General features: G+C 41.7%; 17 protein-coding genes and 1 pseudogene. 5 read left to right on the top strand and 13 right to left on the bottom strand.

The window, feature by feature from the left end; translation table 11 throughout:
- Positions 1–49 precede the first annotated feature (49 nt).
- From truB to U5R06_11730, 7 genes are all read right to left on the bottom strand, one after another.
- Positions 50–763: a tRNA pseudouridine(55) synthase TruB gene (gene truB, locus U5R06_11760; protein ID MDZ7723451.1), complete on the bottom strand. Its 714-nt coding sequence runs from the start codon at positions 761–763 to the stop codon at positions 50–52.
- A complete protein-coding gene (gene rbfA / locus U5R06_11755; protein MDZ7723450.1) occupies positions 735–1,103 on the bottom strand; it encodes a 30S ribosome-binding factor RbfA in 369 nt (122 codons plus the stop codon). Before rbfA ends, truB begins: the two co-directional genes overlap by 29 nt.
- Before the next feature lie 2 nt (positions 1,104–1,105).
- Positions 1,106–1,387 carry a DUF503 domain-containing protein gene (locus tag U5R06_11750; protein ID MDZ7723449.1) on the bottom strand — a complete coding sequence of 94 codons (282 nt, stop codon included), beginning with the start codon at positions 1,385–1,387 and terminating at the stop codon, positions 1,106–1,108.
- A complete protein-coding gene (gene infB / locus U5R06_11745) occupies positions 1,387–3,993 on the bottom strand; it encodes a translation initiation factor IF-2 (GenBank protein ID MDZ7723448.1) in 2,607 nt (868 codons plus the stop codon). The genes U5R06_11750 and infB overlap by 1 nt, the downstream gene beginning before the upstream one ends.
- 33 nt (positions 3,994–4,026) lie before the next feature.
- Positions 4,027–5,271 (bottom strand): transcription termination factor NusA, encoded by a 1,245-nt coding sequence (gene nusA / locus U5R06_11740; GenBank protein ID MDZ7723447.1) that lies wholly within the window; start codon positions 5,269–5,271, stop codon positions 4,027–4,029.
- Positions 5,272–5,293: 22 nt separating this feature from the next.
- Entirely contained in the window at positions 5,294–5,743 is a 450-nt protein-coding gene (rimP, locus tag U5R06_11735; GenBank protein ID MDZ7723446.1) for a ribosome maturation factor RimP, read from the bottom strand.
- Between the two features lie 112 nt (positions 5,744–5,855).
- The gene (locus U5R06_11730; GenBank protein MDZ7723445.1) at positions 5,856–6,524 is read right to left on the bottom strand and encodes a tetratricopeptide repeat protein; all 669 of its coding nucleotides are present in this window, start codon (positions 6,522–6,524) and stop codon (positions 5,856–5,858) included.
- A gap of 378 nt (positions 6,525–6,902) precedes the next feature.
- On the opposite strand from U5R06_11730, the gene U5R06_11725 reads away from it, so the two are divergent.
- Both U5R06_11725 and U5R06_11720 read left to right on the top strand, forming a co-directional pair.
- On the top strand, positions 6,903–7,316 hold the full coding sequence (locus U5R06_11725; GenBank protein MDZ7723444.1) for a DUF6508 domain-containing protein: 414 nt from the start codon (positions 6,903–6,905) through the stop codon (positions 7,314–7,316).
- 331 nt (positions 7,317–7,647) lie between these two features.
- A pseudogene (locus U5R06_11720) lies at positions 7,648–7,926 on the top strand (hypothetical protein).
- A 120-nt stretch (positions 7,927–8,046) separates the two neighbouring features.
- Here U5R06_11720 and U5R06_11715 read toward each other — a convergent pair.
- The 3 genes from U5R06_11715 to U5R06_11705 form a co-directional block, all read right to left on the bottom strand.
- The gene (locus tag U5R06_11715; GenBank protein ID MDZ7723443.1) at positions 8,047–8,793 is read right to left on the bottom strand and encodes a hypothetical protein; all 747 of its coding nucleotides are present in this window, start codon (positions 8,791–8,793) and stop codon (positions 8,047–8,049) included.
- A gap of 158 nt (positions 8,794–8,951) precedes the next feature.
- Complete coding sequence (locus tag U5R06_11710; GenBank protein ID MDZ7723442.1) at positions 8,952–9,353, bottom strand: type II toxin-antitoxin system VapC family toxin; 402 nt, start codon at positions 9,351–9,353, stop codon at positions 8,952–8,954.
- On the bottom strand, positions 9,350–9,592 hold the full coding sequence (locus tag U5R06_11705) for a DNA-binding protein (GenBank protein MDZ7723441.1): 243 nt from the start codon (positions 9,590–9,592) through the stop codon (positions 9,350–9,352). Before U5R06_11705 ends, U5R06_11710 begins: the two co-directional genes overlap by 4 nt.
- Positions 9,593–10,035: 443 nt before the next feature.
- Here U5R06_11705 and U5R06_11700 point away from each other — a divergent pair, with 443 nt between their 5' ends.
- Positions 10,036–10,359 (top strand): phage integrase N-terminal SAM-like domain-containing protein, encoded by a 324-nt coding sequence (locus tag U5R06_11700; protein MDZ7723440.1) that lies wholly within the window; start codon positions 10,036–10,038, stop codon positions 10,357–10,359.
- 703 nt (positions 10,360–11,062) lie between these two features.
- Here U5R06_11700 and U5R06_11695 read toward each other — a convergent pair.
- From U5R06_11695 to U5R06_11685, 3 genes are all read right to left on the bottom strand, one after another.
- Positions 11,063–11,305 carry a zinc ribbon domain-containing protein gene (locus U5R06_11695; protein MDZ7723439.1) on the bottom strand — a complete coding sequence of 81 codons (243 nt, stop codon included), beginning with the start codon at positions 11,303–11,305 and terminating at the stop codon, positions 11,063–11,065.
- Positions 11,306–11,471: 166 nt separating this feature from the next.
- Positions 11,472–12,245 carry a hypothetical protein gene (locus tag U5R06_11690; protein ID MDZ7723438.1) on the bottom strand — a complete coding sequence of 258 codons (774 nt, stop codon included), beginning with the start codon at positions 12,243–12,245 and terminating at the stop codon, positions 11,472–11,474.
- 668 nt (positions 12,246–12,913) lie between these two features.
- Positions 12,914–14,239: a hypothetical protein gene (locus tag U5R06_11685; GenBank protein MDZ7723437.1), complete on the bottom strand. Its 1,326-nt coding sequence runs from the start codon at positions 14,237–14,239 to the stop codon at positions 12,914–12,916.
- A gap of 336 nt (positions 14,240–14,575) precedes the next feature.
- On the opposite strand from U5R06_11685, the gene U5R06_11680 reads away from it, so the two are divergent.
- Positions 14,576–15,061: a hypothetical protein gene (locus tag U5R06_11680; protein MDZ7723436.1), complete on the top strand. Its 486-nt coding sequence runs from the start codon at positions 14,576–14,578 to the stop codon at positions 15,059–15,061.
- Positions 15,062–15,148: 87 nt separating this feature from the next.
- On the top strand, positions 15,149–15,535 hold the full coding sequence (locus tag U5R06_11675) for a hypothetical protein (protein MDZ7723435.1): 387 nt from the start codon (positions 15,149–15,151) through the stop codon (positions 15,533–15,535).
- The last annotated feature ends 4 nt before the right edge of the window (positions 15,536–15,539 follow it).

Raw genomic sequence — 15,539 nt, 5'->3', positions numbered from 1 at the left:
GAAGGGGTGCAAAACTCTGCGTCTTTTATGCTCCAGATAACTCTCAAAATCAGATATCTCTAATCAATTCAAGTGCTTGTTCCAATGTTACCGCATCATCCAGTGTGTAGGAGCCGATCCGGGTTCGGGTCAATAATCTTACAAAACCCACCTGATCCAGGGCGACGGCGATATCACGGGCCAGGGAACGTATGTACGTTCCCTTGGAACAGACGATCCGCACATCAAAACTCTGGTCATAAACGCTCAAAACCTCTATCCGGTAAATCGTCACCGGTCGCGGTTTGAGTTCGAGTTCTTTTCCCTCCCGCGCCAATTCATAGGAACGTTTTCCGTTCACCAGAAGCGCGGAAAAGCGAGGCGGAACTTGTTCGATAGCGCCTTGAAATCGGGCGATCACGTTCCTTAACACCTCAGGATCAAGCTTTTTCAGAGAACATGTTTTGACAATACGACCGGTAATATCAAGCGTATCGGTCTCTATTCCCAGTTCGAACCGGGCTGTATATTCCTTTTCAAGCTGCAAAAGCCGGGGCACCTGCTTTGTGGCTTTCCCGGCGCAAATCAATAAAAGTCCGTCAGCAAACGGATCCAGAGTGCCACTGTGTCCTATTTTCAAAGACCGCCGTCTCTTTTTCAACAGACGGATAATATCGTTTGATGTCCAGCCGATGGGTTTTCTCACCGGCATGATCAGACCATCCTGTATAAATTCCGGACCTGCCGTTTGCCCGCTATTCGTCTGAAGGACCTTTTTTGTCATTCTTGTGTATCTTTTTGATCAACTTTTCAATATGATCGGCGTGTTCGGTTGACTCGTCATAAGAAAACGTAATCTCCGGAACCAAACGAAGTTTGATTCGGCGTCCTATCTCTTTGCGAATGCGGCCCTTGGCACGGGTCAGAGCCTGCTGTACTTTTTGCTTTTGCTCCTGTCCGCCCAAAGCGCTGTAATAAACCTTGCAATGTTTCAGATCATCACTCAACTTGACGCCGGTTACCGTGACAAAGCCGAGTCCAGGATCCTTGAGTTCAGTGATGAGCATATTGCTGACTTCCTGCTTGATCAACATGGACACGCGATCTGATCTTTTATAATTCATCTTTATAACAACTCGTTTTGTATGTCCAGGACGGTCACATAGTCCTGTGTTTCAATAAAATCCACAACTTTTTGTATCTGCTGTTCCGCAAAACCGCGTTTGTTTGCCACCAGAGCAATGCCTATTGTACTGCGCTGCCACAGCTCATTCTGGTCAACTTCAGCAACGGACACGTTAAATTTATTTCTCAGTCGCTGTTTGATCTTGCTCAGGGACATGCGTTTTTCTTTGAGCGAGCTGCTGTTCGGCAGCATCAAATCAACCTGACATAAACTGACAAACATTAAAGTGTTCTTTTTTCTTCAACAATTTCATAGGATTCAATGACATCATTGACCTTGATATCATTGAAATTATCTATACTCAAACCGCACTCATATCCCGAAGCCACTTCACGGACATCGTCCGTAAAACGTTTCAGCGAAGAAATTGTTCCTTCATGGATCAAACGGTCGTCGCGGTATAATTTGATATTATGATTACGGTGGATGCGTCCGGACATCACATAGCAGCCTGCCACCACACCGACTTTGGGCACCTTGAAAGTCTGCCGGACCTCGATGGTACCGATATTATTTTCCTTGATGGTCGGCGCGAGAAATCCTTCGAGAGCGGATTTCACATCCTCGACCAGATCGTAAATCACATTATAGGAGCGAATATCCACATGTTCGCGTTTTGCCAGTTCACGTGCCTTGACCGACGGACGCACATGAAAGCCGAGGATGACACCGCCGGAGGCGCTCGCCAGCAGAACATCTGATTCCGTGATCGCGCCGACGCCTTTATGGATCACATTGACTGCAACTTCATCAGTTGCAAGTTTAACAAGCGCGTCCGCAATGGCTTCGATAGACCCGTCCACATCCGCCTTGATCACCACAGACAGCTGCTGTACCTGCCCTTTCTGGATTTCCTGGGAAATCTCGTCCAGTGTGCGCGGCCGTGTCTGCCAGTGGTCGTGTTCACGCTGCAGCTGCTGGCGTTTTTGGCTGATGCCGCGCGTATCGCGTTCGCTGTCCAATACCATGAGGGTATCACCGGCCTGGGGTATGCCATCCAGACCGAGCACCTGCACCGGACGCGAAGGACCGGCATCATCAACGCGGTCGCCGCGTTCATCAAACATCGACCGGACCTTGCCACTGACTTTGCCGGCGATAAACGGATCGCCAATATGCAGGGTACCGTTCTGCACCAGCACCGTGGACACCACACCCTTGCCGCGGTCCAAACGCGCATCGATGACCGCTCCCTTTGCCTTGCGACCAGGATTGGATTTAAGTTCCAGAATCTCGGCCTCCAAAAGCACCAGCTCGAGCAGTTGTTCAATATTCTGACCGTGTTTGGCTGAAATTTCAACGGTCTGCGTCTTGCCGCCCCATTCTTCAACCAGCACATCGTGATCGGCCAATTGCTTGCGAATCATATCCGGGTTGGCATTGGGCTTGTCCACTTTGTTGATGGCAACGATAATAGGCACACCGGCAGCCTTGGAGTGACTGATGGCTTCGATGGTCTGAGGCATCACACTGTCGTCAGCGGCTACAACCAGGATCACAATATCGGTGACCTGAGCGCCGCGGGCACGCATAGCGGTAAAAGCCTCATGTCCCGGTGTATCAAGAAACGTAATGGCGCGATCGTTTATTTTGACTTCATAAGCGCCCATATGCTGGGTAATACCGCCGGATTCGCCGCCGATAATATTACTTTCACGGATATAGTCGAGCAAAGATGTTTTTCCGTGGTCTACGTGCCCCATGATGGTAACCACGGGCGCTCGCGGCACGGTGTTGGCCTCTTCCTCTTCTTCATCAATATCCTCAAGAATATCCTCACCAAACTCAGACAGCGCTTCCACTGTATATCCAAACTCGTCGGCAACCAGTTCAATGGTTTCCATATCCAGGCGCTGGTTGATGGTCACCATCATGCCCAGTTCCATGCATTTCACAATCAGTTCATTTGCAGTGACTTCCATTCGTCTGGCCAGATCCGCCAGCGGCATAAACTCACTGACCTTGATGATTCTGTCCTCGTCAAATTCAACGCCTTCAGTTTCGGATTTGCGTTTTTTGCGCTTTCCACTTTTTTTGGATTCGTCTTCAATGGATGCCAAAGTCTGTTTGATGTTGTCCTGAATCTCTTGTTCATCAAACGAAGGTTTTTTACGTTTTTTACGCCGTTTTTTCTTTTTACCTTTGGACTTGCTCTTTTCATCTTCAAGAGTCGGTTTTTCAGCGCCAGCTTGCTTGGGCTTTTTTTTCTGCTTGCCTTTTCCCGCTTGTTTCTTCTCTCCCTCTGCGGCGGGAGCAGCTTCCTGTTTTTTCTTTTCAGGTTCTGCTTCCTTTTTCCCTCTCTCGGACTTTTTCCCGCCCTCGGGTGGAATTTCTACGATCTTTAACTTGCGTTTGGGACGGCGCTTTCTGGGCTTTGACGGAGTTCCTTCCTCGGCCGGTTTTTCGGTTTCGAGCTGAGCGGGAGCAGCTTGTTTTTTCTCGTCTTTTTTCTCATCTTCAGGCTTTGGCGTTTCCAGAGCGTGTTCAGCATCTTTCTGCTTGGACTCTGCATGCTTTTTCCTGGGTTTTTCTTCAGCCAGTTCGCGAGCAACCCGCAAACGCTGTTCCAGATCTTCTTTGGCCCGCTGCGAAGCTTCCTTTTGCTTGGATTGCTTGTCGCGGAGACGTTTCCGAAACTCTGCCGAAGAATCCTCATGATGCACCGGTTCTTCACCGAACTTTTTCTGAACCTCGGCATACGCATCATCTGCTATAGGACTCATATGGTTGCGAATATCGTAACCATGTCCTGTCAGAAACTCGATCAGAGCCTCATTGGATATACTGAATTCTCTAGCTACCTGAAATACTCTTTTTTTAACAGCCAAATGTAGAAACTCCTGAGGGTTTAATGAGTCTGTTTATTCTTCTTCAAATTGCTCTTCAACTAAAGTTTTTAGTTTTTCAGCCGTTTTCTCTCCGACACCCTGCATTTCCATCAGCTCACTCAACTCTGCTTCCATCACATGCTGTGCGGTTTCATATCCATTCATATACAAGGTTTGCAGGATCTTTTCGGATATTCCTTCTATTTCATTCAGCGGAATATCCCCGGTTTCTTCAGCAACCAGTTGACTGTACTCATCTTCTTTGATGGTTTGAATATCATAACCGGTCAACCGGGATGCCAGACGGCGATTTTGTCCGCCTTTGCCGATGGCAAGGGAGATCTGACTGTCATCCAAAACAGCGTAAATCTTGCGTTCTTCTTCTTCAATGACAATGCGGCTGGGTTTGGCCGGACTCAACGCGCGGTTGACAAAAATCTCCGGTTCTGAACTCCAGTTAATAATATCAATCTTTTCATTATTCAGTTCCCGCACAATCGCCTGAATTCGCATCCCTTTCATCCCGACACAGGCGCCAACCGCATCAATACGTTTATCATTTGAATACACTGCGATTTTTGTGCGTTCACCCGGATCACGAACAATACCTTTAATTTCAATGGTGCCATCACTGATCTCCGGGACCTCAAGTTCGAACAGACGCGCCAGAAACATCTCATCCGCCCGGGACACAATAATCTCCGGGCCGCGGGATGACCAAACCACATCCTTGATCACAGCGCGCAGGGTTTCACCGCGACGGTAACGTTCGTTCGGAATTTGTTCCCGTCGGGGCAGCAATACTTCCGTACCCTCGGCATTCAAAAAAATCTCACCGCGATTCATCTGGCGGACATCACCGCTGACAATCTCACCGACACGGTTTTTAAATTCTTCATAAATGTGTTCTTTTTCAACTTCTTTAATGCGTTGATTCAAATTCTGCTTTGCCGAAACAATCAGACGGCGGCCAAAACTGGAGGGATCGATCATTTCCATATATTCATCCCCCACCTCCAGATCAGGTTCAAACTTTTGTGCGGTCTCCAGATCGATCTCGGCAACCTCGTCTTCCACATTCTTTACAATCGTTTTGTATTGGTAAATCTCAATTTCGCCCGCTTCCATATTCACAAAGACATCAAAATTGCTGCAAGTTCCGTACTTTTTATTGATCATGGACAAAAAGATATCTTCAACGATTGAGGTGAGTACCTCTTTATCCATCTCTTTTTCTTTTACAAGGCTTGAGAAAGCTTGTACAATTTCACTTTTCATAGGACAATCCCAGACGGCTTTGTTAAATCTCTATAATAATTTTTGCTAAAATGATCTCGGAAAACGGAACCACCTCATAATCTTCATCATCGGCTTGCAGTGTTACACTCGTGTCACCGATTTGATGAATCAGTCCGCGAATCCGCTGTGTTTTATCGTTCACCTTGCGCTCAATTTTAATCTTTTCGCCCATCCTTTGTTCAAAATCCCGTTTTGTTTTTAACGGTCGATCCAAACCGGGCGACGATACCTCGAGCCGGTAAGCGCCGGGGATCAGGTCTTTTCGATCCAGCACATCCGCCAATTGCCGGCTTACTTTTGTGCAGAGATCGATGAGCACTCCATCCTGCTTCCAGACGTATACCTGAACCCTGGATTTTTTTCCGCGGGTCAAGTTCAACTCTACCAATTCGAGCTCATGCTCTTTTAGAATCGGCTGCAAATATTTTTCAATTTCAGCTTGAACCGACACTCCAACACCTCATTCTATATAACAAAAAAGTGGGCTTTTAGGCCCACTTTTTCAGTTACGATTATAAGCAATTTTACGCAAAAAAGCAAGTATTTTATCGAAAATCAGAGATTTAATTCATGGAATTTAACAATATCGCATCATTTTTCTCTGCAGATTCAGGATACTTTTGCACGATCTTTTCGTATAATTGCCCGGCCTGTTCATAATTTTCAAGCTCATCATAATTCTGTCCGGCTTTAAGCAGCGCAAACGGAGCATGCGCGGATTTTGGATATTTTTTTGCCGCATTTTCAAGTTCGCGGGCGGCTTGTTCATATTTTTCCTGCTGCTCCAGACAGGCGGCGGCATTAATCAAACCTGACATTTGAAAATGATCACTGCCTTTTATAGAACCGGAAAACGCCTTGAACTGTTTGTACGCATTTTCATAATCTTCTTTTTCATAAAAGCATTTTCCCTGGTACAATCTAGAGATCTTGCCGCTCATGGTGCCGCCATAGCTTTCGACCAGGGCGCTGAACTGTTGCAGCGCCCGGGTATAATTTCTCTGATTATACTGTTGTTTCGCCTGTACAAACAACACACTGGCCTCGGCCTGCTTTTCTTCGCGCCGATCAGAAACGAACACCAGGGCAATAATCACCACAACGATCCCCACACTTGCTCCGGCAAGAATCCGGAAATTTTGCTCCGCCCACCGGCGGGCATTTGAATATATTGTGACAAGTTTATCTTCTTTTAGCTCTCTTTTTTTTAAGTGTTTTCTCGGAGTCAGCATATCAAACGTTTCCTGTAGTTTTTCCTTGAATATCCATTGAATATTAAATATATAAAGGATTGAATTGAAAAGCAAGAGGAAAACTCAAAGAATTGATGAATCCGGGCAATTCCGAAACTCATTCGTATCCTTGCATCCTCCCCCCCCTCATACAGCAAGCAGGAAAAAAATGTTGACATTTATGAATTGAAACCGTATCTTTTTACGAGCTACCAGAGTGGGGCAGCAGATATGACTCCGGCACCGAAATCCGATGACTCTTAAAATTCATCCGCTATTTACCGTTTGGAACAGAATAGTTCGCTCATCATGAGTGATATACGTGGTTCCTGCAAGACCACGGAGTTAAAGTAACCATTCAAAGAGAGGGGTGTTGTTATGATTGATTTTGTAGTGCCAAAGCAGTCGCAGATTGATAAAGTCACTGCGTATCTGGAAAATTTTAAAGACACGCAGCAGCCTTTTATGGAGAACAAAAAAGACAACCGGGGACTGACATTAAAAAACGCCTACCAGTACCGCAAAGACGTCAGAGAATTTTTCGCGTTGCTACAGGAAAGTGAATGGGATTATCTGGATTATTTATCTCCGGAAATCCGCGAGTTTATTAAATACCCGGATAAAATTCAATTCGCAACCCTCAAACAGATCAAGGGTATTTTGACCTACTGTCTCAAAGGTGAACGTTATGTCGAAGGCCACAGAAACGTGATGTTGAAACGCGGAGTGGTCCAGGAAGCGTTGAAACGACTGAAAAATCTGGACACCCAAGAGCAAAAAGCCTACGCCTGAGCAAAAAAAACATCTTGCCCGTTCATGCACATGCGAATCATTACACAAACCCGAACCTGGGTGTCGTATTTTAGACATTTTTTTAGTCTTTGATTCTATTACACTTGCCGTTTTGACATAATTCAAAAAAGACTTGACATTACGCCAAAATTTTTAAAGCCGACTTTCATAACATTAATAAATATTAGGTGTTATGAAAATGCGACGACGATTCAAAAAATTTGGTGCTCGACAAAAATCAAAAACCTTCAAAAATCTAATGGAGCCGATCAAAACTGTTTTGTCCAAGGTTCCTCCATTAGTTTCACGAGGAGATCGACCTTTACAAATGACGTTTGAAGATCAACTCAATGCTCTTGTGTTCTATCATCTCGAAGAGCACGAGTCCGGTACTCATCTTGTTCAAGTCTTGCGAGACGATTCCTTTGCCTGGTGGAAACGCCATCTCAACGTTTATCATCTTATGGCTCGAAGCCAGTATGGACTCATGGTTCAAATTCCTGGCGGTCTTATCACATATTTATTGCTGGCTATTTACTGTCATGAAAATTACAACGAAAAAGTAAATATTGAACGCGTCCGCGAGCTACGCATTCAGATTCAAAATGAAATCCGAGAATCAAATAAGAAAAAATACAGAAAAATTCGCAGAAAAAAGTATCGAAATTATTCACGTGCAAAAACCTAACCGGACGTTACTGAATTTTTGCCAGAATTTGAATTTAAATATTTAATTTTTGCTAATTTTTTTCCTATTCTTTCGACGCTTTGATTTATTTCTGTTCTTACTAATTTTCTTTTCAGTTTTTGGGGCTATCAATTCGAGTTTTTTTCCGTATTTTTTAATTACTTCGTTTCTTAGTTTTTCTCGACCATCCTTTGACATGCCAAATGCTGATGCGCTATAATCCCATTCCCCTTGTCGTATCAAATCTCTTTCTAATTTACTCGCACATTCGTTGCAAAGCATCATATCATCGACTGAACCATAAGCGTCACATGCTTGACATATCCCTTCATAACCATCCCAAAATTCATCATCAATTTCAGACAGTTCCGCTTTGATATCATCTTTTATATCAAATTCTTCTATTGGTTCCTCTGCCATTTCCGCATAGTAATCTTCTTCGCTAACATAATAGCCTTTTTCTCCCACATACCAGATTCCAATTTTATTCCTGTTGTCGAACATTTGTTGTGTGAGTTCTGATTTCATTCCGTGTGCAAGATCTTCTATTTTGGTAACACTTCGCATCCATGCAACATGATCATATTTGATTTGGCAATTTGATGGATCACTCTCATTTTTAAGAAAATATTGATATACTAATTTCTTTGCTTTCTCTTTCGATTCCTCAGTGCAATAAAATGTTTGGAAATATCCAACGGAATTCCATTCTTTTTGAGAATCTGGCCTGGATGGCATTTTACGCGACTTTTTAAAATCCACCTGTAAATTTACGTAATAGTATCTCATCACTTCCTTTCAGGTATAACACTTTGCTCACGCACGGCGTCGAGCAACGAATCAGAATGCGCGACGAAATCTACCAATGAAATTGACAGCGAAGCTGTCAAAAGCGACGGCGCCAGCCGTCGCGTGCAGCAGATTGTTATGTGTTTACTTTGAAACGACTACTGAATATACTTATCTAATGAAATTGTATATTGTGGAAATGCTTTCAATACTTTCTTATCAGAAGTAATTAGTGAAACCCCGAGATCTTTTGCTAATGCAACAAATTCACAATCATATGCAGAACATCCGGAGGATTCCGCTAATTGTAAGACGTCTAATGATATTACATCATACTCATTCTCAGTCATTAAATGAGTTGCTTCATTCATGATTTTGATGGCTTTATCAAGTTCCAAATTTTGATGCCGAATATAGAAAGCCAGGACATTTCCAAACTCACTCCGCCATAAAATTGGAGCAGCCCATTCCGAGTCTTTTTTAAGCGCATTTTCGGCTTTGACAGTGTTATCACCTTCTATGAACAGGTATGTGATTATGTTTGTGTCAACTATTATCACAGTCTGCCCTCTTGCTTAATATTGTTTAACATATCATCGGTAAGAAATGGTAGTTTAGTTTCTTCTCTAATTCTTTGAGCTCTATCCAAGAATTGAGCCGTTTGGAATCGGCGACTTTTTATTGCTTTTTCAATACAGACAATAATTTCGTTATTTAAGCTCCGATGATTCATTGCAGCAAAATATTTTAAATTTTTGTAGAGATCATCTGGAATGTTTTTAACAATGATATTTGCCATTTTAAACACCTCTATTATTACATCATATTAATACCATATTGAAATCTATAAAAATTCAATAAAAATGCAAGACAATTATTTTAAACATAACCGAACTCACCTGCGGCCGGGACGCCGAAAATCGTCCGACCAACCCCGCACCGAAAAACACCCGGCGCACAACCTGTTCAAAGAGCACAGTCCCCGGACGTCAGGTGGAGCTGATGGTTGAACCAAGCCCGCCCAAAAAAGCGGGCGGGCACTTTTGCCTGATAATTGCAGCCATCGTGAACCTCACAAATCAATTATTCATTTTAAAAGGAGGTTCACGATGACTGACTGGCGTACACGTATGACTGAAGACATGCAACTCAAAGGTACCTGCCCCGTGAGATAGACTAGCGTCATAGATTTTATTCAGAATCAGTTGAACGCTTTAGATATTCAATTTTTGAAAATATTATATCTCACAGGGTAAATCGGAACGAACAATTGAAATGTACATTCGTTCTATTGCTCAACTTTCAACACATTACCAAAAACCACCTGGTCAAATCACCGAAGAGGAACTGCGCCAATACTTTCTCTACAACAAAACACATCGAAATCCAAAATGGATATTCCCGGCGCCTGGCCGTGGTGGAAACGCTATGCCAACCACTGATAAACCTATTCCTTTGACAAGTATACAAATTGCTTTCAAAGAAGCCAAGGATGCTGCTAAAATTGCAAAAAAAGAAATGGGTTTGTCATATCAAACCAGTTGGAAACGGACAATCAGCTCTTAAGGGGGGTGGGATTATATCTTTTAATTTCCTTTTTCTTTTCAAAATAATCTATCCCACCGCCTAAATACTTGGCGCCATACATCATGCGTGTAGCCATTTCTGACAAAAACATAATAAACTTACAACATGGCAAGGTAACATTCCGCTATAAAAATGCTCAAACAGATACCGTGAAAACCCGGTCACTGGATGCCAATGAATTCATATATCTGTTCTTACAGCATATTCTTCCAAAAAGCTTTGTTAAATCAAAACTTTAAAAAATCATTTTCAATGACATGGGTGACGTATGTCTTTTATATTAGAAAACAGTAGTTTTGCCTTGTTTACAGCTTGTTTTGAACCTTGCTCAGGATTTGATACGATTCATTTTTCTAGTATTTTTTCCGAGATATATTTTCTGAACAGTTTTTAACTGTTGTGTACAGTGCCTTCCCAAAAATGTAAATTCCATTAACTTACAACTCTACTACTAAAACTCGCTACGAGTCGTTAGGGCCAAGTTCAACCCCGCGTTCGCATATCGACCTTCACTGCGTTCAGGTCGAATGCAACGCTTATTCGTTATATCATTATGGATTAAATATTAAATCCAATATTTTATTTATATTACTAGAAAAAGAAATATTAGATAGTATTTTACTACTTATATAATATCCTATTTCTTAAAAAACAATAATTTTACCTACTGAGTAATATCTCATTAATTTATTGCTAATGATTCACTACAATTTGGACAAATTTCAACTTCTTGAGATATTTTTTCACCACAGTTTGGACATTTATTATTATCATTATTTGCTAGGAAGGCTATAAGCATAGCTATAGGTCCCAAAATAATTCCAAGCAAAAAATAACCAATTACTGAACCACCTTTTTTATGTGCTATACCACCTGATAATATTGAAAATACTATTGCATAAACTAATAAAATACGGTAATCCATAATTTCCTCCTTATTTTTTGATTATTATCTTATATATTTTATCAGTGTATTTTCATTGTTTGCTTTACAAATCAATTTTTAGTATTTATTGCTATTTATTATGATATAACGTTCAAGCTAACCGGCGCCGAAGGCGTCCGGTTGAGCGCCTTGTTGGGCGCTTCCGTCAACCCCACGTAATTGTACCATCCCTTCTCGTGGTTAAGACATATCTGGTGTCACCATTGAACTGAATACCAGCTGCATGCGCAGCATAGGTGTTCACCATTTCTTGAGTAGCATATTTGATCTCCCCGTCAGAAATCACAACAACCTGCGGACTGCAATGATCAAAAACCTCTGAACAGTAACCGTTTTCCCTGCCGTGGTGAGACGCCACAAAGACATTTACGCCATTCAATTCACCAACAAAATCAGGGTTATTAAGCAGCCCCTCCCAACCCTTATTTTCTAGATCGCCAGGAAATATGAACTTTGTTTCTCCAAACTGCAGAAATGTCACAAGGCTGATGTTGTTTGTGTCGCAATACTCTTCTCCGTAGGGCAGGTAAAACACCTTCCAAGATACATTGGGGAAATCAGGGGCTGGCGATAGCGGACCGCCAGTGTAGGAACTAATCATGTCTAGAAGCGATACCATAGTATTCGTTATTGGCCCACTCTCCTTCTTGAGTGCCCTCAATTGCTCGCCTGATATAGACTTGTTCCTGTAAAGCGACTTAACTGTGATCGCAGTTCTCAGTTCCGGCAGATCTGATATGTGGTCTTCGTCATAGTTTGTAACAAAAAAGTGCTGTATCTCTGTGACGCCTCTTGATCTCAAGATACGTGATGGCTGATTGCCTTCGTTTTTACCGCAGTCCCACATCATACAATTGCCATTTTCATGCAGCAATGTGATGCATCCACCAGCCCCAACATCATGTATTGTGAGTTTCATCTTTATTCTCCTTAGAGTGTATTCCTGAATCACTTTCTAGGCACTTATCAATTCTCTTCTTAATGTAGTCTGTTTGCTTGCGATAGGCGGCCACAAACAATACAAATAAGAGCGGTAAAGTAAATGGAAAAAAAGTGTTCCAATCCTTATCCATGGCCTGGCGCATAAGTTCGAGTCCATGTAAACATAGAAGCACGAGACACAATGAGATTAGCGTTCGATATGAATTATTCTGCTCCGATAATGTTTCGATGAAGGGATCTTCCTTGGATGCGGCAATGTATCTCCGATAATCTGCCGGCCTTATGATGGAAACTTTCTTTAGTATTGGCTCTACCAGCAAGGAACCTAACCTGCTAATTATTAGACCATAGAAATAGCACATGAAAACACCAAAGGCGAGGTGCCCTCCGGTGAGATCTACGTCGGTTATTTGAAGCCCGATTGCGGCGAAGATAACACCCGGGAAAAGGTAATTGAACAAGTTGTAACTAGATATCTTATCAATTAACTGTTGCATGTCTATTTCTCGGTTTGGCCGCCCAATGCTCTGCATCAGCCGGCACTTGCCCGCTACGATAAGTGTCGGAAAAAAGATTAACTTTCAATCCACCTCTATGCTTCGATTCAAAAAAACGGCGGGCAAGTGCTCGGTCTGAATGCAATTGTTAGCCAATTTCATCGTTCTTGCTTTCTTTCTTGTTGCGATTCATGATCTCTAAGAATTTACAACGCTGATTTTTATTGTCAGTATTTTCATTTACTAACGTCCATTGTTTGTTTTCGCAAGAAAAATGAAGAGCACTATTATTTTGCCATTTTTGGGGCTGGCAATCTTTACAAGTTGGCACATTTTCTGATGCATTTGTACAATAGACTTCAAGATTTTCATGATGTCTTTGAAAAACATCAATCCACTCATCACTTGGGCGTTTGCCTTGTTCCTTTGTCCCTTTTGAAATGACAACAATTTTTCGGTTGCTAGCTTTGTTAGGTTGTATTGTCTCTGCATACTTTTGAACAAAAGAACCTGCATGACCTCCATGATGTGGGCAAAACAATAAATCAGATTTAAAATCCTCTAAATCTACGCCCTGCAAATCACTATCACCCGGAAAAAGAATTGTAGTATCATCGACATAAATATTTGTTGCAACGCCTACTACATTTGCAGCTTCTAATGCACAGACCATATACAAACTTTCATAGAAATCTTTCCCTTTTTGTTGTTTTAAATGTGATTCTATTTCACAAATCAAGGGATATGAGGGTGACAATATTTTTAATTGAGGGACGGATGATAAAGGAGTGTTTAATAATAGATCGGAAGTAGCCTGTACTATTGGAACTGGGGTGGATCTTGTTCTAGCAATTCGCAAAATGTTGTTTAGAGTATTATAACTTGCCATACTTTTTCCGAAAACAAATTTTCGAGTATTAGCATCATTTTTGTTTTTGCCATATTGATAGTAAGTGTTTTTGAGCTTCTGAGCGTTAATATTTCCATAAGGAAAGTGTGATTTTGATTTCATGAGTAGAAGTAATAAAGGTAAGAAGAACCTTCTAGGATACTTATGATAATAATAATGTAATCTTTCAAAAATTCTTCTCTCAAATTTAGGATGTTCATGCTTTTCAAGATAGTAAATCAACTTGGGGAATTCATAGTCCCAAATTTCTTCCAAATATGGAATAAAATTTTCTAAATCTGGGAAAACTTCTTTTAAATTGAAATCGTTTGAGTTTTCAATCCACCTTTCAAACTCTTTAATGAAGTGATCTAAGTTTTCTGTATTTTGATTGGGACTTTGAATTTCTTCATCTCCTTCTTGTTGGATACAATCGCTCAGACGATTTTTTGCCTCATCAAATGCTTCCCTTACCCCCTTTGACCACTCTTTATGATCATTTTCTCCCTCATCATTTTGATTATTATCAAATTCACTAATATCTTCCCCCGTACCTGCAAGTGCGCTTGCAATCTCTTGGAGCACACGAATTGGGTAGGGAATCCATAACTGACGAATTTCTCCTTTCCACTCTTGAAACAGTGGGATTAACCCTTTACAATGATCAGTATTACCACCACTTTAATTCTTTACCATTTTCACCGGTCTAAAACTTTACCATACATTTTCTTTCATTTAATTCATTTTCATAAATATTCATAAAAATTCCATCTAATTTTCTCTTATTTTCATATCATTCGTTTTATTCTCTTTTTCCCCCTTTTCACAAATTAATTTTTATGGCACTTTAGATTATTGGGCTTGTTTTTGGCTGTATGTTGGTTCTCAGCCCTAACTATCCTTCCACCAATACGAGTGTCTGTGATGAAGAAAACCATTATTTGCAAGAATTGCTGTAAGCAAAAACCTGCTAATCCCCGGCTCAAAGGCAATCAGTTATACTGCAGTGCCCCCAACTGCCAAAGAGCCCGCAAACGTGCCTGGCAAAAACAAAAAATGATTCAGGATTCTCAGTATCACGAACAGCAAGTCGCATGTTTAAAGAAATGGCGCAAGACCTATCCATTAGATAAATATCAAAAAGAGTATCGTAAAAAGCATCCAGACTATGTGAAAAGAAACCGAGACCTTCAGAAAAAACGCAATGCGAACCAGTCAAAAAAAGCGGAGCTGATTAAAATTGTAAAAATGGACGCGTTAAAAAAGCAGTCAGAAAAATTATACACTTGTGTAATGAATCCTTATAAAATTGATTCATCCGGGAAAATTGTAAAAATGGACGCGTTAATCGTGCAACTGGCTGATTTACATAAAAATATTGACCTTTTTTTGTCTTTAAGAATTTAATTGTAAAAATGGACGCTATTGCTATTTGCCTTGTGGTATAGTAGATTTCAGTTGAATTTGTACGTGATCTATTATTCGGGAGGCAGAATGATGAAAATCACCAAAAAACCCCTTATTCCCGACCGGGTGCGTAACATTGATGGGGGATTTAGTTTTATTCCACACCGGTTTATCACAGACCATTTTTTTACCAGTTTGAATCAACACGAGCTTTTGATTTACTTTTTGCTCGTGCTTGTCGGAGATCGGCACGGGCTGTCTTATTACAGTCAGGACCGGCTCTGCACGATGCTGAGGATAAGTCTTGATGATTTTATCACTGCCAGAAACGCTTTGATCAAAAAATCCCTGATTGCCTTTGACGGGTTTATGTTTCAGGTGCTTTCTTTGCCGAAAAAGCCGGTTGCACTGCCTTCAAAACCCTTGACTACCCGCTCCGATTTTGAAAACTGGGACCCCAGTGACGATCCGTAAACTT

This window comes from candidate division KSB1 bacterium, from assembly GCA_034521575.1.
Classification (GTDB): Bacteria; Zhuqueibacterota; Zhuqueibacteria; order Residuimicrobiales; family Krinioviventaceae; genus JAXHMJ01.
The sequence above is the reverse complement of the archived record's forward strand: the minus strand, read 5'-3'. Positions and strand labels throughout refer to the sequence as shown.

Coding starts and splice junctions, on each gene's coding strand:
- truB (MDZ7723451.1), bottom strand. CDS start 763: ATGACAAAAAAGGTCCTTCAGACGAATAGCGGGCAAACGGCAGGTCCG.
- rbfA (MDZ7723450.1), bottom strand. CDS start 1,103: ATGAATTATAAAAGATCAGATCGCGTGTCCATGTTGATCAAGCAGGAA.
- U5R06_11750 (MDZ7723449.1), bottom strand. CDS start 1,387: ATGTTTGTCAGTTTATGTCAGGTTGATTTGATGCTGCCGAACAGCAGC.
- nusA (MDZ7723447.1), bottom strand. CDS start 5,271: ATGAAAAGTGAAATTGTACAAGCTTTCTCAAGCCTTGTAAAAGAAAAA.
- U5R06_11730 (MDZ7723445.1), bottom strand. CDS start 6,524: ATGCTGACTCCGAGAAAACACTTAAAAAAAAGAGAGCTAAAAGAAGAT.
- U5R06_11725 (MDZ7723444.1), top strand. CDS start 6,903: ATGATTGATTTTGTAGTGCCAAAGCAGTCGCAGATTGATAAAGTCACT.
- U5R06_11715 (MDZ7723443.1), bottom strand. CDS start 8,793: ATGAGATACTATTACGTAAATTTACAGGTGGATTTTAAAAAGTCGCGT.
- U5R06_11705 (MDZ7723441.1), bottom strand. CDS start 9,592: ATGGCAAATATCATTGTTAAAAACATTCCAGATGATCTCTACAAAAAT.
- U5R06_11695 (MDZ7723439.1), bottom strand. CDS start 11,305: ATGGATTACCGTATTTTATTAGTTTATGCAATAGTATTTTCAATATTA.
- U5R06_11690 (MDZ7723438.1), bottom strand. CDS start 12,245: ATGAAACTCACAATACATGATGTTGGGGCTGGTGGATGCATCACATTG.
- U5R06_11675 (MDZ7723435.1), top strand. CDS start 15,149: ATGATGAAAATCACCAAAAAACCCCTTATTCCCGACCGGGTGCGTAAC.